The 16,896-nt window shown below is 67.5% G+C and carries 8 protein-coding genes; 3 read left to right on the top strand and 5 right to left on the bottom strand.

Going from position 1 to position 16,896, the window contains the following annotated elements; genetic code table 11:
* The first annotated feature begins 110 nt into the window (after positions 1-110).
* Complete coding sequence (locus tag VFQ05_11960) at positions 111-2,750, top strand: protein kinase (protein HET9327479.1); 2,640 nt, start codon at positions 111-113, stop codon at positions 2,748-2,750.
* 3 nt (positions 2,751-2,753) lie between these two features.
* Here VFQ05_11960 and VFQ05_11955 read toward each other — a convergent pair whose 3' ends face one another.
* The 5 genes from VFQ05_11955 to VFQ05_11935 all read right to left on the bottom strand — a co-directional run bounded on the left by VFQ05_11955 (position 2,754) and on the right by VFQ05_11935 (position 14,629).
* Positions 2,754-4,121, bottom strand: a complete 1,368-nt coding sequence (locus VFQ05_11955) for an MATE family efflux transporter (protein HET9327478.1) — start codon at positions 4,119-4,121, stop codon at positions 2,754-2,756.
* An 83-nt stretch (positions 4,122-4,204) separates the two neighbouring features.
* Positions 4,205-7,354, bottom strand: coding sequence for a protein kinase (locus VFQ05_11950; GenBank protein ID HET9327477.1), 3,150 nt, complete (start codon positions 7,352-7,354; stop codon positions 4,205-4,207).
* The gene (locus tag VFQ05_11945) at positions 7,344-7,940 is read right to left on the bottom strand and encodes a sigma-70 family RNA polymerase sigma factor (GenBank protein HET9327476.1); all 597 of its coding nucleotides are present in this window, start codon (positions 7,938-7,940) and stop codon (positions 7,344-7,346) included. The genes VFQ05_11950 and VFQ05_11945 overlap by 11 nt, the downstream gene beginning before the upstream one ends.
* Positions 7,941-8,018: 78 nt before the next feature.
* Positions 8,019-11,270 (bottom strand): FlgD immunoglobulin-like domain containing protein, encoded by a 3,252-nt coding sequence (locus VFQ05_11940; GenBank protein HET9327475.1) that lies wholly within the window; start codon positions 11,268-11,270, stop codon positions 8,019-8,021.
* Positions 11,271-11,380: 110 nt separating this feature from the next.
* Complete coding sequence (locus VFQ05_11935) at positions 11,381-14,629, bottom strand: FlgD immunoglobulin-like domain containing protein (GenBank protein HET9327474.1); 3,249 nt, start codon at positions 14,627-14,629, stop codon at positions 11,381-11,383.
* A 345-nt stretch (positions 14,630-14,974) separates the two neighbouring features.
* Between VFQ05_11935 and VFQ05_11930 the strand changes: the two genes are divergently transcribed.
* Positions 14,975-15,937, top strand: coding sequence for a DUF5666 domain-containing protein (locus VFQ05_11930; protein ID HET9327473.1), 963 nt, complete (start codon positions 14,975-14,977; stop codon positions 15,935-15,937).
* A 94-nt stretch (positions 15,938-16,031) separates the two neighbouring features.
* Positions 16,032-16,865, top strand: coding sequence for a DUF2071 domain-containing protein (locus tag VFQ05_11925; GenBank protein ID HET9327472.1), 834 nt, complete (start codon positions 16,032-16,034; stop codon positions 16,863-16,865).
* Positions 16,866-16,896: the final 31 nt, after the last annotated feature.

Here is a 16,896-nt window from a genome sequence, read left to right as displayed (position 1 = left end):
CGCTCATGCCCCGGAGCGTCGATTGAGGTACATTCGGCGCTCATGGTCGCCATCCTCGCAACATCCTGGAGACGTCATGCCGTGCGGCTCCGTCGGGCCTGCCGAAGTTGATGCCTGACGAGCAGCAGGCGCTCAGCACCGGCCGCCAGATCCTCCATTACCGCCTCTCCGAGAAGATCGGTGAAGGCGGCATGGGAGTGGTTTGGAGAGCCACCGACACCACGCTCGATCGCCAGGTGGCGATCAAGGTCCTGCCGTCTGCGTTCGCCACCGATCCCGAGCGCATGGGTCGCTTCGAGCGTGAAGCTCGGTTGCTGGCTTCGCTCAACCATCCCAACATCGCCACGGTCTTCAGCGTTCATACGGTCGAGGGCGTTCGTTACCTCACGATGGAGCTGGTACCGGGCGAGGACCTGGCGCAGCGCATTGCCGCCGGCCCCACTCCGGTCGCCGAGGCCATCGACATCGCGCGCCAGATCGCGCTGGCCCTGGAGGCCGCCCATGACAGCGGAGTCGTCCATCGGGATCTGAAGCCGGCCAACGTGCGCATCACGCCCGAGGGGCGGGTCAAGGTGCTGGACTTCGGCCTGGCCAAGGCTCTCGAGACGAGCGCTTCGTCGCCGGTGCTGTCGCAGTCCCCGACCTTTCCGGGCTCGGCGATGGGCTCGGGCACGATCATCGGCACCGCCGCCTACATGAGTCCCGAGCAAGCGCGCGGCAAGCCCGTCGACCGTCGCGCCGACATCTGGGCGTTCGGAGTGGTGTTCTACGAGCTGCTCACCGGACGCCGGGCCTTCGAGGGAGAGACCATCTCGGACACGCTGGCAGCGGTGCTGCGGGCCGAGCCCGATCTCTCGCTACTGCCGGCCGATCTGCCGCGCTCCGTGCGCGTCATGCTCGAACGCTGTCTGGAGAAGAATCCTCACCGTCGTCTGCGCGACATCGGCGAAGCGCTGCTGGTGCTCGAGGATGTCCAGACAGGGCGTGTGACCGAGACGCCGACTCCCGCACCATCGCCAGTCCCGCGAACGGAGGCGCGCCACCGCTGGATCTGGGCTGGCTCCCTGGTGCTCGTCGCAGTGCTGGCCGCGATGGGCGGGTGGTTGTGGCGGCCCGTGGTCCCCCCGTCGGCGCACCGTAAGTTCACGCTCATGCTCGAGCATCCGCGTGGTGAGCTCACCAATCCTGCGATCTCGCCCGATGGCCGGCGGCTCGCGTTCGTGGTGGACCGAAAGCTGTGGGTCCGCGATCTCGACCAGATCAGCTCGCGGGTGTTGGCGGATGGCCTCGATTCGGACTTTCGACCCGCATGGTCACCTGACGGCGCCTCGATCGCCATCGGCAACAACGCCGGCCTGGCCAAGGTCTCGGTGGCGAGCGGGAGCGTCACCCCGCTCTGTCCGATCGGAGACTTCAGCGGCGGTTCGGGCGCCGATTGGCTGCCCGACGGCCGGGTCGTTTTCGCCAAGGGGATCGACCATCTCTATGTCGTTTCTGCCAGCGGCGGGACACCCAGCATGTTCGTGCAAAAGGACACTCTGGATGCGGACTTGCACCACCCTCACGTGCTTCCCGGTGGAAGAGGGGTGATCTACGTCCGCCACCTGGTGATGGGCGGAGCCAAGACCCTGTCGCTGGCGGTGGGAAGCCGCAGAACGGATCTCTTGACGCTGCCTTCGGGGTTCGCCTGGGAGCCGGTCTACGATCCGAACGGTTTCATTCTCTTCTCGAGGGTCGGCGAAGGCGCTGGAGTCTGGGCGCTCCCCTTCTCTCTGCAACGGCTCAAGGCGACCGGGGAGCCGTTCCTGATCGCCGCGAACGCGAGCTCGGTCACGGTTGCCACCAACGGCGACCTGACTTACCGGCTGGCCACTCAAAGTGTCGAGTCGTCCGCTGTCCTGGTGAATCGAAGCGGAGCCATCGTGGATACGCTGACGGGTGCGCTCAGCGCCGTGTGGTCCATGGCGCTTTCGCCCGACGACCGCATGCTGGTGACCGAGAGGCGTGAAGGGGGCGAGGGCGACATTTGGCTTCACGATCTGGAGCGAAACTCCCAGACGCGATTCGCGTTCGGTCCGGGACGACAGATGGAACCCGCCTGGTCGCCGGACGGTCGCTCGATCGTGTATCGCGACATGAACACCAGCGCGCTCTGGGTGAAGCCTGCGGACGGCGCCCTCGACGCTCGTCGATTGAGTGGCGGGCTGGGAGGGCGGTTCACGTCGGATGGCCGCTACCTGATTCATCCCAAGGTTGGCATGGACAACGGTCTCGACATCTGGCAGACCAGCGTGGCGGGTGATGATTCGACCGCTTTGATTGCGACGCCGGCGAACGAGGACTTCCCCGCACCCGCGCCTCAGGGAAAATTCCTGGCTTACTCGTCCGATGAAACCGGTCGAACCGAGATCTACCTCCGCCAATACCCCATCGCCCAAGGACGTTGGCAGGTGTCGACGAATGGCGGCGTGATGCCACTCTGGAGCGCCCGCGGTGACGCTCTCTACTATCGGGAAGGCGACCGCATTTTGGAGGTCAAGGTGACCCTGGAGCCATCGGTGCGGCTGGCCACGCCCCAGCAGCTCTTCAGGATGAGCGACTTGCGGATGCAGGACTGGGGTCGCCATTACTTCCTTCCGACCTCACGGCCCGACCGGTTCGTGGCGCTCAAGCCCACGGAGGAGGCGGCGCCGCCGCAGGCCGACGTGCTGCTGGTTCAGAACTGGCGGTCCGAATTCGCGAAGAAGTGAAGATCACACGGCGGCCTTTTCCAGCTTCAGGCGCGACAGCTCCCCGGTGAGCCGCGTTCCCACGCGCGCGGTCAGGAACACCGCCACGGCTCCGAGGCCGGCCACGAAGCCCCACCACAGTCCTGTCACGCCGAGCTGCGACCTGAAGCCGAGCCAAAGGCTCACCGGCATGCCGAGAAGCCAGAAGCCGAGCACGTTGGCGAGCATCGCCGCCCGCGTGTCACCCGCGCCGCGCAGCACGCCCGCCGCCACCACCTGCACGCCGTCGAACACCTGGAACAGGCCCGCGATCGGGATGAGAGCCACCGCGATCGCCACCACTCCCGGCACCGAGGTGTAGGCGCGGGCGAACAGGCCGGGGATCGCGAGCATCAGCAGGGCCATGAGCACCATGAAGCTCGCTCCGATCAGCAACGCGCTGGCGGCCACCCGCCGCGCGTGCGCCGAGTCGCCTTCACCGATCGCGTGGCCCACCAGAACGGAAGCGGCGCTGCCGATCCCGGCCGGCACCATGTAGCTCAACGAAGCGAGATTGATCGCGACTTGATGGCCGCCGATCGCCTCGGCTCCGAACCAGCCCGCCATCACCGTGATCGAGGCGAACGTCGTGAACTCCACCGATGCCTGGATGCCGATCGGCAGCCCCAATCTCAACGTGGCCACGATGGGAGTCCAGGCGAAGGACTCGCGGCGGAAGGGGCGTAGCATCGGCCCGAGCTCGGCTCGCGAGAGCTGCAGCAGCAGTGCCAGCATGAACCAGCGGCCAATCGTGCTCGACAGCGCCGATCCCGGCGCTCCCATCGCCGGCAGCCCGAGACCTCCGAAGACGAACACCAGGTTGAGCAGCAGGTTCACCACGTTGCCGGCCACGATGGTGATCACGATGGCGCGAGTGTGCTTCATGGCCTGCAAGGCCTGACGCAACGTCACGAACAGCAGCAGCGCGATCATGCTGGGCGCCGACATCCACACGAAGCCCGCCGCGCGCGGCACCACTTCCGCCGGTTGGCCGAGCACGCGGAACACCCAGGGCGCGGGGAGACATGCCAGGGTGATGAGCGCGCCCATCAGGCACGCGAGCGCCACGCCGCGCTGGATGCCGAGCGAGGCGCCCTGGTGGTCGCGGGCTCCCATCGCCTGCGACACGATGGGATCGAGGGACCACAGCGTGCCGATGCCGAACACGGCAAGCCCGAAGACATACAAGTGGCCGAGCGAGGCCGCGGCGAGCTCTCTGGCGGAGACGTGGCCAACCACGATGGTGTCCACGACGCCCATCAGCATGATCCCCACCTGCACGGTGACGATGGGTACGGCGAGACGCACGAGCGCGCGGAGGTCGAACGAAGTCGGGATGAAGTGGCGGACCATCGTGGAGCAATACCGTGGGGCGCGCCGCCGGGCAAGGCACCGGACTTCCAACCGGCCGGGTCGAGGATCGTTCCAGACCCCGGCTAGGCTCGCGCAGACCCCAGCTCGTCCCGCGCCGCCCGCAGGGCCGCCTCCACATCCATGCGCCGTCCCGCCTCGCGGTGGGCATCGCATGTCGCCGCTCCGAGCGCCTCGCGCGCCTCGGCGAGCGCCGCGTCGCGGCGCTTCCACCACACGTCGGCCTCGTCGAAGACCAGTCCCAGACGCTCGAGCACCGTGTCGGCCGCGCCGAACCATCGCGCCGCGTCCTCGAACCTGCGCTCGAGCGTCGCCAGCTCGCCGGCGGCCAGCAAAGCGCCCGCGGCGCTGCTGTGGCGCGCGCCGAGTGACCCGAGCGTGGCAAGCGCCTCACGCAGCGGCGATGCGGCCCCGGCCGCGTCGCCGGAACGCGAGCGGATCATGGAGAGCGCAACGCCGAGCTGCGCGACGTTGCCGAGATCCCCGGCCGAGCGCGCGAGGTCGAGCGCTTCGGCGATGCGCTCGCCGGCGCGCGTCAGGTCGCCCTGGTTCCACGCGGCCGCGCCGAGGTTGTTCAGGGTGACCGCGAGCCCGCGCGGATCCCCGAGCTTCCGATAGAGCGCCTGCGCTTCCTCGAGGCGCGCGGCGCCCTCGGCGAATTCGCGGCGGGCGCTCGCGACCGCGCCGAGCCCGGTGAGACAGCGGGCCGCGCCGAAGTCGTCGCCGGCGGCGCGGAAGATCGCGAGCGCCTCCTCGAAGTACTCGCGAGCGCGGCGCTGTCCTTCCATGTCGAAGACCGCGAGCGCGCCTGCCGCATAGAGGGCGCGAGCGCGGAAGGGGGTGCGCGCCGCGGCGCCGGGAAGCGACAGCGCTCGCCGCACCGCCGCGGCGCCGGTCCGGAGGTGCCCACGGATGTGCCAGAAGCGCCACAGCGACCCGGCGATCCGCAAGGCCGCCTCGGCCTCGCCCGGGGCGCTGCCGCTTCCTTCCAGGGCGGCGAGCAGGTTTTCGTGCTCGGCGCCGATCCGATCGAGCCAGACCGCCTGATCGCGTCCGAGAAGCTCGGGTTCGGCCCGCTCGGCGAGCGCCGCCGCATGGATGATGAATCGCCCGTGGACCGCCACGGCTTCATCGGACCGGGCGAGGCGCTCGGCCGCGAATTGCCGCACCGGCTCCAGGTAGCGATAACGCGTCCCCGAAGGACTCTTGGTCACGGTCACCAGCGAGCGGCGAGTGAGACGGCCGAGGAGATCGACGGTCTCGAGGTCGCCTCGATCCAGCACCGCACGCGCGCCTTCGACGTCCCAGCCGCCGACGAAGATCGAGAGCGCGCGGAACCCGCGCTGCTCCTCGGTGGGAAGCGACTCCACGCTCCAGTCGAGGGCGGTCTGAAGCGTCGCATGACGGCGTGAGACGGTGCCCGGCTCTGCCTGCAGGAGTCCCATCATCCGGTCGAGCCGTTCGGCGATCTCGACAGGATCGAGGACGTGCGCGCGCGCGGCGGCGAGCTCGATGGCGAGCGGGATGCCATCCAGGGTGCGGCAGATGCGCGCCACCGCGACGGCGGATCTTTCGTCGAGCGCGAAATCGGGTGCGGCGAGCACCGCGCGGTCCACGAACAGCTCGACGGATTCGTGCCGCATCAGGGTCGCGGGCTCGGCGGGCTCCGCCGGATCCGGCACGGGGAGGGGAGGAACGTCGTAGCTCCGCTCGCTCTCCAATCCAAGGGCCTCGCGGCTCGTCGCCAGAACGGTGACGCCGCGGCAGCCGTCATGAAGATCCATCACCAGCGACCGGCTCGCTTCCAGCACGTGCTCGCAATTGTCGAGGACGAGCAGCGAATCGACGTCACGAAGACGCTCGAGCAGCGTTCGCGCGAGGGGGACGCCGGGCTGCTCACGGACGCTCATGGCCGCCGCCACCGCCAGGGGAACACGCGAGGGCTCGGCGACGGCGCTCAGGTCGACGAACCACACGCCTCCCGGATGCCGCGGCAGGGCTCGCGAGGCGAGCCGGAGGGCGATTCGAGTCTTGCCCGCGCCTCCTGGTCCCGTGAGCGTGAGCAGACGGCCGGACTGCAGGAGCGCCTCGCACTCCTCGACCACCGCTCCGCGTCCGACGAAGCGGGTGCGCTCGGCGGGCAGGTTGTGCGGCGTGCCGGACAAGGCCGAGCGCTCGGCCCCGGCGGTCCGGGCGCGGCGCAGCATCGCGAGCACCGGCTCCATGCCCGAGAGACGCCGCGCCGGATCCTTCTCGAGGCAGCCGGAAATCAGGTGGCGCAAGGACTCGGGGATCTCGCCGGGAAGGCGGGAGAGGTCGGGCTCGCGCGAGAGGACGGACCGCAACACCTCGGTCATGCTCGCGCCCGGGAAGGCGGGCGCTCCCGCGAGGCATTCGTAGAGAACGGCGCCGAATGCGAACACGTCCGCGCGCACGTCCTCGAGACCTTGCAGGCGTTCGGGGCTCGCGTAACCCGCCGTGCCCACGATCGTGCTCTCGCCGGGCTGGTGAAGCCGCGGCGAGTCTCGACCTTCGAGCTCGGTGGCGGGCGCGTGACGTGCCCGCGCCAGACCGAAGTCCAGGATCTTCACCCGGCCGTTGGCGGTCACCATGATGTTTCCCGGCTTCAAGTCCCGATGGATCACGCCGCCTTCGTGCGCCGCCTGGAGCGCTTCCGCGACCTGCGTCGCCAAGGCGAGCGCTTCGGAAGGCGGCATCGGTCCCGAGCGCAGGCGAGTGGCGAGCGTTCCTCCCCGCACCCGCTCCAGCACGAGGTAGCGCGCTCCCCGAGCGTCCTCTTCCATGCCGTGGATGACCGCGATGCCGGGATGGTCCAGCGATGCCAGGAGGCGTGCTTCGCGCGTCAGCCGCCCGAGCGCTTCCGGGCTCGCGGAAAGATCGGGCGGCAGGGCCTTCACCGCGACCTCGCGATCGAGACGGAGATCGCGCGCGAGGTAGACCACGCCCATGCCGCCGCGCCCCAGCTCACCTTCGATCCTGTAGGGCCCGAGTCGCTCCCCCGGCGCGAACAGGGACGTCGGAGGGGGCAGTGGCGCGGACGCGTGCGGGATCTCTTCCTGGTATGCCGCGCTCAGCTGCTCGATCAGCTTGAGACCAGCGAGCCCGCGCGACTCGGTGACTCGGTCCCAGTCGACCGGCGAGCCATCGGCGACCGCGTCGGCGAGCCCGGAGAGATCGGGTTCGTCAGCCTTCATCGATCCTCCTCGCCAGCTCCGCGAGGGCGCGCGACACCATCACGCGCGCCGCGTCCATCGACGGCTTGCCCAGCGCCTCGGCGATCTGCGCATGGGTGTAGCCGAACTCGACTCTCAGGATCACGGCCTGCTGCTGCTCTTCGGGAAGCGTGGCGAGCGCGTCCTCGAAGCGCCGGAGCTGGTCCGCACCGATGGCTCGCTCCACGGCGGAGGGTGCCAAGTCGGGAAGGTTGTCGTCGAGAGGCAGAGCGCGAGGCGCACGATCCGCGCGGCGCGCCTCGTCCTTCACCGCATTGAGCAGGATCTGACGGAGATAGGCGAGGAACGCGCCCTCGCCGCGGTTTTCGAACGAGTCGATCCTGCGAAACGCGCGAAGGAGCACGTCCTGAACGAGGTCGTCCGTGTCGCGGGCATCGCGGAGCCGCGCGGGGAACCGGTGCCGAGCCCATCGCCGCAGCGCCGGCAGCAATCTCGCGAGAAGGCGCTGGCCCGCGGGCGTGTCGCCGGAGCGGGCCTTCGCGATGAGAACCGCGGTGGTTTCGTGCGGCGCCGCGCCGTCGGGGGATCCGGCGGCACGATCCTCCATGGGGACCTCCGTCGCGCAGTCGAAGTGCTTGGAAGGTCACCATCATACCGTGCCGCCGCCGATGTCGTCGCGAGGCGATCAGCGAACCAGCACGATTCGCCGGTTGAGCGCATGACCCTCGCGCTCGAGCCGCGCGAGGTAGACGCCCGGAGACACCGGCTGGCCGCTGCTGGAGCGGCCGTCCCAGGAGGCCACGTGGCGCCCGGCCGGACGCGTCTGGCTGACGATCGAGCGCACGAGCCGACCGGCCACGTCGTACACCGCGATCGACACGCGCCCCGCGGTCGGAAGGTCGTAGGCCAGGAACGCGATCGAGCGGGAGGGTGTCGGGGCCACGCGAAGGGCGAGCTGGAGCGGCGCATCGCCGGAAGCCGGATCGTCCACCGCCGTCACCCCGGAGAGATGCCCCAGCACGTGCGCGGTGGCCGTCCCGACCCCGATGTTGTTGGCGCCGAAGACACCGAGCACCGGCTGCGGGGTGTACTGATACGAGCCATTGATCGCGCCGGTGTTGAGCACGTTGTTGGCGTTGTATCCCCAGGCCCGCAACGTGCCGTCCTGCATCAGGGCCATGGCCCAGCCGGCGTCGCCGGACTCGATCTTCTTTGGATTCACGATGCCCGGAATCAGGACGGGCGCGTTCTGCCAGGCTGCGGATCCGTTGCCGATCGCGCCCTCGCCGCCGCGTCCCCACGCGTAGGCCTCGCCGTTGGATCGAATCGCGTACGCGTTGGAGTACGAGGTGGCGATGGCGCGGACGTCGGTGAGGCCGACCACCTGCACCGGGGTGTTCCGCTGAATGTACGTGCCATCACCGAGGCTGCCCCAGGTGTTGTCTCCCCAGGCCCAGACCGTGCCGTCGGACTTGAGCGCATGCGACGTGAAGCCCGCGGCGCGGATGGCGATGACATCGGTCAACCCCGGGACCTGGGTGGGAGTCGTGTTGACGCTGCTGGTGGTCCCGTTTCCAAGCGTGCCGTACGCGCTGTTTCCGCTGGCCCATACCGTGCCGTCCGACCGCAACGCGAGGGTGTGAAGATGTCCCGCGGCAATGGCCACGAAGCATCCGGGGTAGGCGGTCGCTGAGGGGACGGCGCGGCTGTCCTGCGTCATGTCGCCGAGCTGGCCGTAGAGATTCCAGCCCCAGGCGGTGATGCTTCCGTTGCGGTGGAGCGCCAGAGCATGACTGTTCCCGGCCGCCACCTGGACGACATTGGACTCACTGATCTGCACCGGAGAGAAGGTGTTGCTGAAGAAGGAGCCATTCCCGAGCTCGCCGCCCTCGGTCCGCCCCCAGGTGTAGACCGTTCCGTCGGCACGGAGCGCGATCGTATAGACGCGTCCTCCCTCGACCTGAACGAGGTTGGTCAATCCGGTGTAGGAGCCGGGCGGCAGCTCGTAATCCATCGTCCCATTCCCGCACTGCGCGTTGTAGTTCTCGCCCCAGGCGATGTAGGGGCGAGGCGACTCCGGCGCGTCGAACACCGTCAGTCGCGTTTGCGGGCTGGTGACCGACTTCGATCCATCGCACGTGGTCACGACGCAATCGTAGGTGGCTGCCATCGAGGATGAGACCGGTGAGAGCGTGAGTGTGCGTGTGGTGGCGCCGCTCACGCCGGCGCCGTTCGAGAGATTCGAGCCATTGGCCCGCCACTGGTAGCCCAGCAGAGAGCCATTCGCCATGAGCTCGATCGTGATCGTTTCGCCCGTCCGCACGATCGAGCACGAGGGTGGCGGACTCACGACGGAGGGATCGGGAAGCGGGAACCCGAAAGTGGGACCCGCGTTCAACGTGGTGCTCCAGAGATCCATGTCGTACTGGGGATACCGGCTGCGGAAGGAGTTCAGGAACATCCCGATGTCGGTGGGATCGTCATCGCGGAACACCGTGAGGATCTCGTCGTACCCCAGGCTCAGCGCGTCGGTGTGGCAGTCGGGCGCCGGGTCGGCGACATGGTTGTCGTTGGCGCCGTCCTGGATGTCCCGAAGCAATGCCATGACGTAGCCCTCGGTTCGGCCATCGGGATAGTTCTGCGAATCCTCGTTGCACGCCTTGACGCCGTCCTCCTTGTAGCGTCCGTCCGGGTTGCCGTCGACCCACGGAGTCTGCCCGTAATCGGACGGATACGCTTCCACCACGAGCATGGCGTACCAGTTGCCGAACCCTTCTTGCCATCCCTCGCCGACATGCTCAGGACACCAGAGACAGTGGCCATCACCGCAGAAGGGTTCGCTGTAGTCCGGCTCGAGGAGATTCCCGAACGTGTTGTGGAGGTGATGAGCGAACTCATGCGTATGAGTCATCTCCGTCCACATCTTGTCCGGCGTGATGTGGATCTCCTCGAAGAACATGTTGTAGTAGCTGCCGTCTCCGCCGTCCGGGAACTGCACGTCGACCGCCGGAGCGTTCATGCCGGCGCGGTTGGCTGCGAACCGATGCGCACGGGTGACGCTGTTGAAGATGTGGACTGCGGCGTTCTCGTCCGTGCCGGCTCCGGGCGTCAGCACGCCGAAGTTGACGAAGGTGCCAGTGAAGTTGGGGAGCAGCGGCGACACCCACGAGTAGGTCTCCTCGAGGATCGAGCTGTCCTGGACGTCGCAGGCGTCACTGGTCGCGATCACTTCGACGTACATGTCCGGGTCGTCGCACCCGAGGGCGTCGCAGTCGTCCCACGAGACAGCTCCTTCGAAGTGCCCGTTCGCATCGGTCTCGCCGGACCAGATCAGCTCGTCGGATACTGCATCCTCGTCCCAGACCTTGATCCGGATGTGATCCGCGCCAACCTCGACGCCATCACCCCGCGTGTAACGGAAATCTCCCATGAACGCGATCTGCTGGTCCTGAGTCCGTTGCAGCTTGCCGGGTGCGGTCTTGTCGCGGAGACCGCTGAGCTTGGGTCCGCTCGCGTTCTGGTATACGAGCCGTCTCTTCTCGAGCGACGCGGCGTCGAGCCGGAGGCTCTTCTCGATCTGGACACCGTCGAACGTGGCACGCACGGTGAGAGGCTGTGTGGCATCGGCGGGGACGCCGCGGAAGGTGATGAGCCGCCGGCCACCGCGATCCATCATGAGGGCGCGGGGCGCATCCACGGCGCTCAGCGACCAACCCGCTCCATGAATCTCGACGTTCTCGAGCCGGCCTTGCCTCGGAGCGATGACTTCCAGCTGCCCGGCGAACTCACGCCCCGACTGAGCCGGCGACGGCCGATCGCCGGCCCACCGAATCTTGACCGGGCTCTTGACCGAGGCTTCAGCCAGAGACGGCAGGGCCAGGCAAAGCAAAAGGATGGCGAGTGCCGTGACAGGGCGGCGGTAGGGCGACTCTTGCATGATTCCTCCGAGGTGGCGCAGGCAAGGACCTGGTCAATGACAGGAAACGCCAACCTCGGGAGGACCGAACAAGAGTTGCACCGTAGCCGAGACGGATCAGAGTGAACGTACTAGCGAACCAGAATGATCCGTCGTGTGAGCGCCTCCCCCTCGCGCTCGAGCCGGGCCAGGTAGACGCCCGGAGAGACCGGCTGGCCGCTGCTGGAGCGGCCGTCCCAGGAGGCCACGTGGCGCCCGGCCGGACGCGTCTCGCTGACGATCGAGCGCACGAGTCGACCGGCCACGTCGTACACCGCGATCGACACGCGCCCCGCGGTCGGAAGGTCGTAGGCCAGGAACGCGATCGAGCGGGAGGGTGTCGGGGCCACGCGAAGGGCGAGCTGGAGCGGCGCTTCGCCGGATGCCGGATCGTCCACCGCCGTCACGCCCTGAAGGTGTCCCATGATGTGCGCGGTCACGTAGCCTCCTCCGATGTTGTTGGCGGCGTACACGCCGAGCACCGGCTGGTGTGTGTACTGAGGGGCGCCGTTCGGCGCGCCAGTGTTGAGGACGTTGTTGCCGTTGGTTCCCCATGCCCGCACCGTGCCGTCCTGCATCAGGGCCATGGCCCAGCCGCCATCGCCGGACTCGATCTTCTTCGGATTGGTGAGGCCGGTGATCACGGCCGGCGTGTACTGAGGGGCCGCGGAGCCGTTCCCGATCGCTCCCATGTCGCCACGCCCCCAGGCATAGCACTCCCCGGTCGATCCAATCGCATAGGCGTTGGATTGCGAGGCCTCGATCCACCGGATGCCGGTGAGGCCGGGGACCTGAACCGGAACATTTTGCTGCTGGATGGATCCGACTCCCAGCTGTCCGTCGGCGTTGTATCCCCAGGCCCAGACCGTGCCGTCCGACTTGAGCGCATACGACGAGTAGCCCGCGGCGCGGATGGCGATGACATCCGTGAGTCCCGTGACGGGCGTCGGCGTGGTGTTGACGGCGTTGGTCGTGCCGTTCCCGAGCGAACCGGAGCTGCCATACCCGGATGCCCACACCGTGCCGTCGGACCGCAGAGCAAGGCTGTGGTAGTTCCCCGCCGCGACCGCGATGAAGCAATCCGCATAGCCGGTCGGCGAGGGACTGTAAGCATCCATCTGCGTCGTGCCGAGCGCTCCGTAGCCGTTATAGCCCCAGCCCACAACGCCGCCATTCCGGAGCAGCGCCAGGCCATGGTACTTGCCGGCCGCGACCTGGATGGCCCCTGAGATCGCGATCTGCGCCGGGGAATAGACGTTGCCGAAGAGGAAACCATTGCCAAGCTCGGCGAACTGCGTTTGGCCCCAGGTGTAGACGGTCCCGTCGGCGCGGAGCGCGATCGAATACTCCCGTCCTCCCTCGGCCTGGACGACGTTCGTCAGACCCGCATAGGAGCCCGGCGGCAGCTCAAACCCCGTCGTGCCGTTCCCACACTGCGCTCGATTGTTCTCGCCCCAGGTGAGATAGGGGCGTGGCGATTCGGGCGCATCGAACACCGTCACTCGCGTTTGCGAGCTGGTGACTGACTTGGTTCCGTCACAGGTGGTGACCAGACAGTCGTAGGTGGCGCCCAGGATGGACGAGATCGGCGAGAGCGTCAGCGTCGGAGTGGTGGCGCCGCTGATTGCACCCCCATTCAAGAGATTCGAGCCGTTGGCCCGCCACTGGTACTGCAAGAGCGAGCCATTCCCCGCGACGGTGAAGGCGAGCGTCTCGCCAGCCCGCGCGGCGGCGCAGGAGGGCGGCTGGCTCACGACCTGAGGATCGGGGAGCGGGAATCCGAACGTCGGGCCGACGTTCAACGTGGTGCTCCAGAGATCCATGTCGTGCTGGGGATATCGCGTGCGGAACGAGTTCAAGAACATCCCGATGTCCGTGGGATCGTCGTCGCGGAACACGGTGAGGATCTCGTCGTATCCCAGGCTCATCGCGTCCTGGGAGCAGTCGGGCGCCGGGTCCGCTGAGTGATTGTCGTTGGCCCCGTCCTGGATGTCCCGGAGCAGGGCCATGACGTAGCCCTCGGTTCGGCCGTCGGGATAGTTCTGCGAGTCCTCGTGGCACGGCCTGACGCCGTCCTCCTTGTAGCGACCGTCCGGGTTGCTGTCGACCCACGGAGTCTGCCCGTAGTCCGATGGGTAGGCTTCCACCACGAGGGTGGCGTACCAATTGGCGAACCCCTCCTGCCAGCCCTCCCCGACGTGCTCAGGACACCAGAGACAGTGGCTAGGACCGCAGAAGGGTTCGCTGTAGTCCGGCTCGAGGAGGTTTCCGAAGCTGTTGTGGAGGTGATGAGCGAACTCATGCGTGTGAGTGATCTCCGTCCACATCTTGTCCGGGGGGATGTGGATTTCCTCGTTACCGGCGTTGTAACTGGCGCCGTCGTCGAAGTCCGGAAAGATCACGTCGACCATCGGAGCATTCATGCCGCCGCGGTTGGCGGCGAACCGGTGCGCGCGGGTGACGCTGTTGAAGATGTGGACCGCGGCGTGCTCGTCGGTGTTGACGCCGGGGTTCATCACGCCGAAGTTGATGAAGGTGCCGGTGAAGTCATCGGTGATGCCGGATTCCCAGGCGTAGGTCTCCTCGAGAATGGAGTCGTCCTGCACATCGCAAGCACCACCGGTCGTGGTCAACTCGACGTAGACGTCGGGGTCGTCGCATCCCGAGATGTCGCAGTCGTCCCACGACACGGCGCCTTCGAAGTGGCCGTTGGCGTCGGTCTCCCCGGACCAGATCACCTCGTCGATGGGGCCGTCGTCGTCCCAGATCTTCACCTGAACGTGATCCGCGCCGACCACCACACCGTCGCCACGTGTGTAGCGGAAGTCGCCCATGAACGCGATCTGCTGGTCCTGGGTTCGCTGGGCCTTGCTGGGCCCGAGCCGCGGCCGGGAACCGGAGAGGACCGGTCCACTCGCGTTCTGGAACTGGAGACGTCTCTTCTGGAGCGACGCGGCGTCCAGCCGAGTGCGGGTCTCCACCGGAATGCCGTCGAACGTGGCACGCACGGTGAGAGGCTGCGACGGATCGCTGGGAGTGGCGCGGAAGGTGATGAGTCGCCGGCCACCGCGATCCATCATGAGAGAGCGCGGCGCATCCATTGCGCTGAGCGTCCAACCCATTCCACCGATCTCGACGTTCTCGAGCCGGCCGGGTCTCGGGGCGATGACCTCCAGCTGCCCGGCGAACTCCCGTCCCGGCTGAGCCGGTGAAGGCCGATCGCCGACCCACCGGATCTCGAGCCCGCCCTTCACGGACGCCTCGGCCCATACCGGCAGGATCAGGGGAAGCAGAGAAAAGGCGAGCGCCAGGACGAGCTGGCGAAAGCGCGGCGCTTGCATGGATCCTCCGGGTTGGCGCAGGAGAGGACTCGGCTATTGACTGGAAACGCCAACCTCGGTGGGACCGAACACAGTGATTCGGAGGAGTCTGGACGTCTCCCTCGAGGGCGGTCTTTGTAGGAAAGGGTTCGCCCTTCGTTCCTCGGCGACCCTTTCAATCCTCGCCGCCCTCGGCGCTGCAACGCGTTGCGCGCCTTTCTTCTCGGGCACGAAAGGTGCGTACTCTCAGGAATATCGCCTGGAGAGAGTGGCCTGGCCGCCCCGGGCTGCGTCCATGGACTGCGAGACGAAAGGACTCCTCCCATGACAACTCTGGATATTCAACTCAGACGCGGCGGGCTGGCCATGATGGTCCTTGCCCTGATTCTGATCGGTACGGCCGGCTCTGCGCTGGCCGCGATTCCGTCGACCACCGATTACCGCAACGCCACCCAGCCGCTGATCACCGGAAGAGTGCTGGCGGTGAGCGAGCACGACATGGTGGTGTCGACCGAGCAGGGCAACGAGGTTCCGTTGACTCTGGACACGCGCACCATGGTGCCCGCGGATCTTTCCACGGACATGATGGTGCGCGTCGAGTTCCACTTCCTGGATGACGGCACGCGGTACGCGAAGCGCGTCATTCCCATTCGCAGCGGCCAGAGAGTGACTCGTGAGCTGGCCTACTCGCGTGAGCGCGACGACGATGAAGCCGAAGCTCGCTACGCCGCCGTGTATGCCACGGCTGAAACGCGTCCGGTGCGCGCGGCCAGCGCGACGCATCTGCGAGTCGATCGGGCGCACGAGACGATCCCCAATACTCACGAGTACGAGCTCGCGACCCGGCCGATGGTCGTCGGGCGCGTGGTGACGGTGACCGATCACCGGATCGTCATCGACACCGACCAGGGCCAGCGGGTTCCGCTCGAGATGGATTCGCGGACCCTGATCCCCAGCGACCTGCAGTCCGGGATCGGCGTTCGCGTGGATTACCGCGCGATCGACAACGGCGACCGGCTGGCGACCCGGGTCGTGCCGATCCGTTACGACCGGGACGCTGGCGCGTATCCGCAGGAGGTGGCGTATCCGGAAGGGAGCTTCGATGCCGAGCCGGGCATCGACGCCTCGACCGCGGAGTATCAGGGTGAGGCGACGGATGACGACATGTACGTCGCGCAGGTGACGGACACCGAGACCGCCGACGTCGACGACGACGGCCGCACCCTGCCGCAGACGTCGAGCAGCGAGCCGCTACTGGTCCTGCTTGGCTTGCTCGCGCTCGGCACTGGGGCCGCGGTGATGCTGCGCCGCACCAGCAACGTCGGCTGATCGGGGGCCAGACAGAGGGGATTGCGCCGGTTCCGAAAGGGTCCGGCGCATTCCATTTTCAACGGACCCGCGGCTGACCAGGAAGGGGTGGCTCATGGCGAACGGGAAACGAGCCGGCCGAGTCGTCATCATCGAGGCTCCGGAGAGCCCGCGTCGCGTGCCCATCGCCGGATCGCACGCTCCGGATCTGACCAGGCGCATCGTGCAGCGAAACCGGCCCGAGGGGCAGCCGGTCCTCAGTCAGACCTGGGAGGACGCTCTCTTCCTCCACTGGCAGGTTCCCGTCGAGATCCTGCGGCCGCGGGTCCCCAAGCCCCTCTGGATCGACACCTACAAGGGCAGCGCATGGGTGACGATCACGGCGATCGACGTGCGCGACTCCCAGCCGCGATTCTCTCCGCCTCTGCCCTGGATCAGGGACTTCCATGAAGTCAACGTCCGCACCTACGTCCACTACGACGGCATCCCCGGTGTCTGGTTCTTCTCGCTGGATGCCGACAGCCGACTCACGGTCAGCGGGGCGCGAACCTTCTTCCACCTTCCTTATTTCCCATCGCAGGTCGTCCACGAGGTCGAAGGCCGTCGCGTGCACTTCCGCTCGTTGCGCCGTACGAACGAGGAATCGGCGTCGTTCACCGCCACCTGGACGGCGAGACCCGAGGTGCAGGAAGCGTCGCCCGGCTCGCTGGAATTCTTCTGGGTGGAGCGTTACTCGCTGTATGTCGCCGACGAGAGTGAGCTCTATCGGGCGCGCATCTTCCACGAGCCGTGGCCGATCCGTGAAGTGCAGCAGGCGAACCACGACACCACCTTGCTCGACGTGAACGGCATCCCGCCGCACATCGGCGAAAGGGAGCACGTGCGCGCCATGGTGGGTGGCCCCGTTCATGCGGAGATCTGGCCGCTCGAGCCACTGGGCGACCTGTAGGGCAAGCGCTCACCGCTCCCTGGTGTCGACG

The sequence above is a fragment of the Candidatus Eisenbacteria bacterium genome (assembly GCA_035712145.1).
In the GTDB taxonomy this organism is placed as follows: domain Bacteria; phylum Eisenbacteria; class RBG-16-71-46; order RBG-16-71-46; family RBG-16-71-46; genus DASTBI01.
This window is presented reverse-complemented; position numbering and strand designations above follow the sequence as displayed.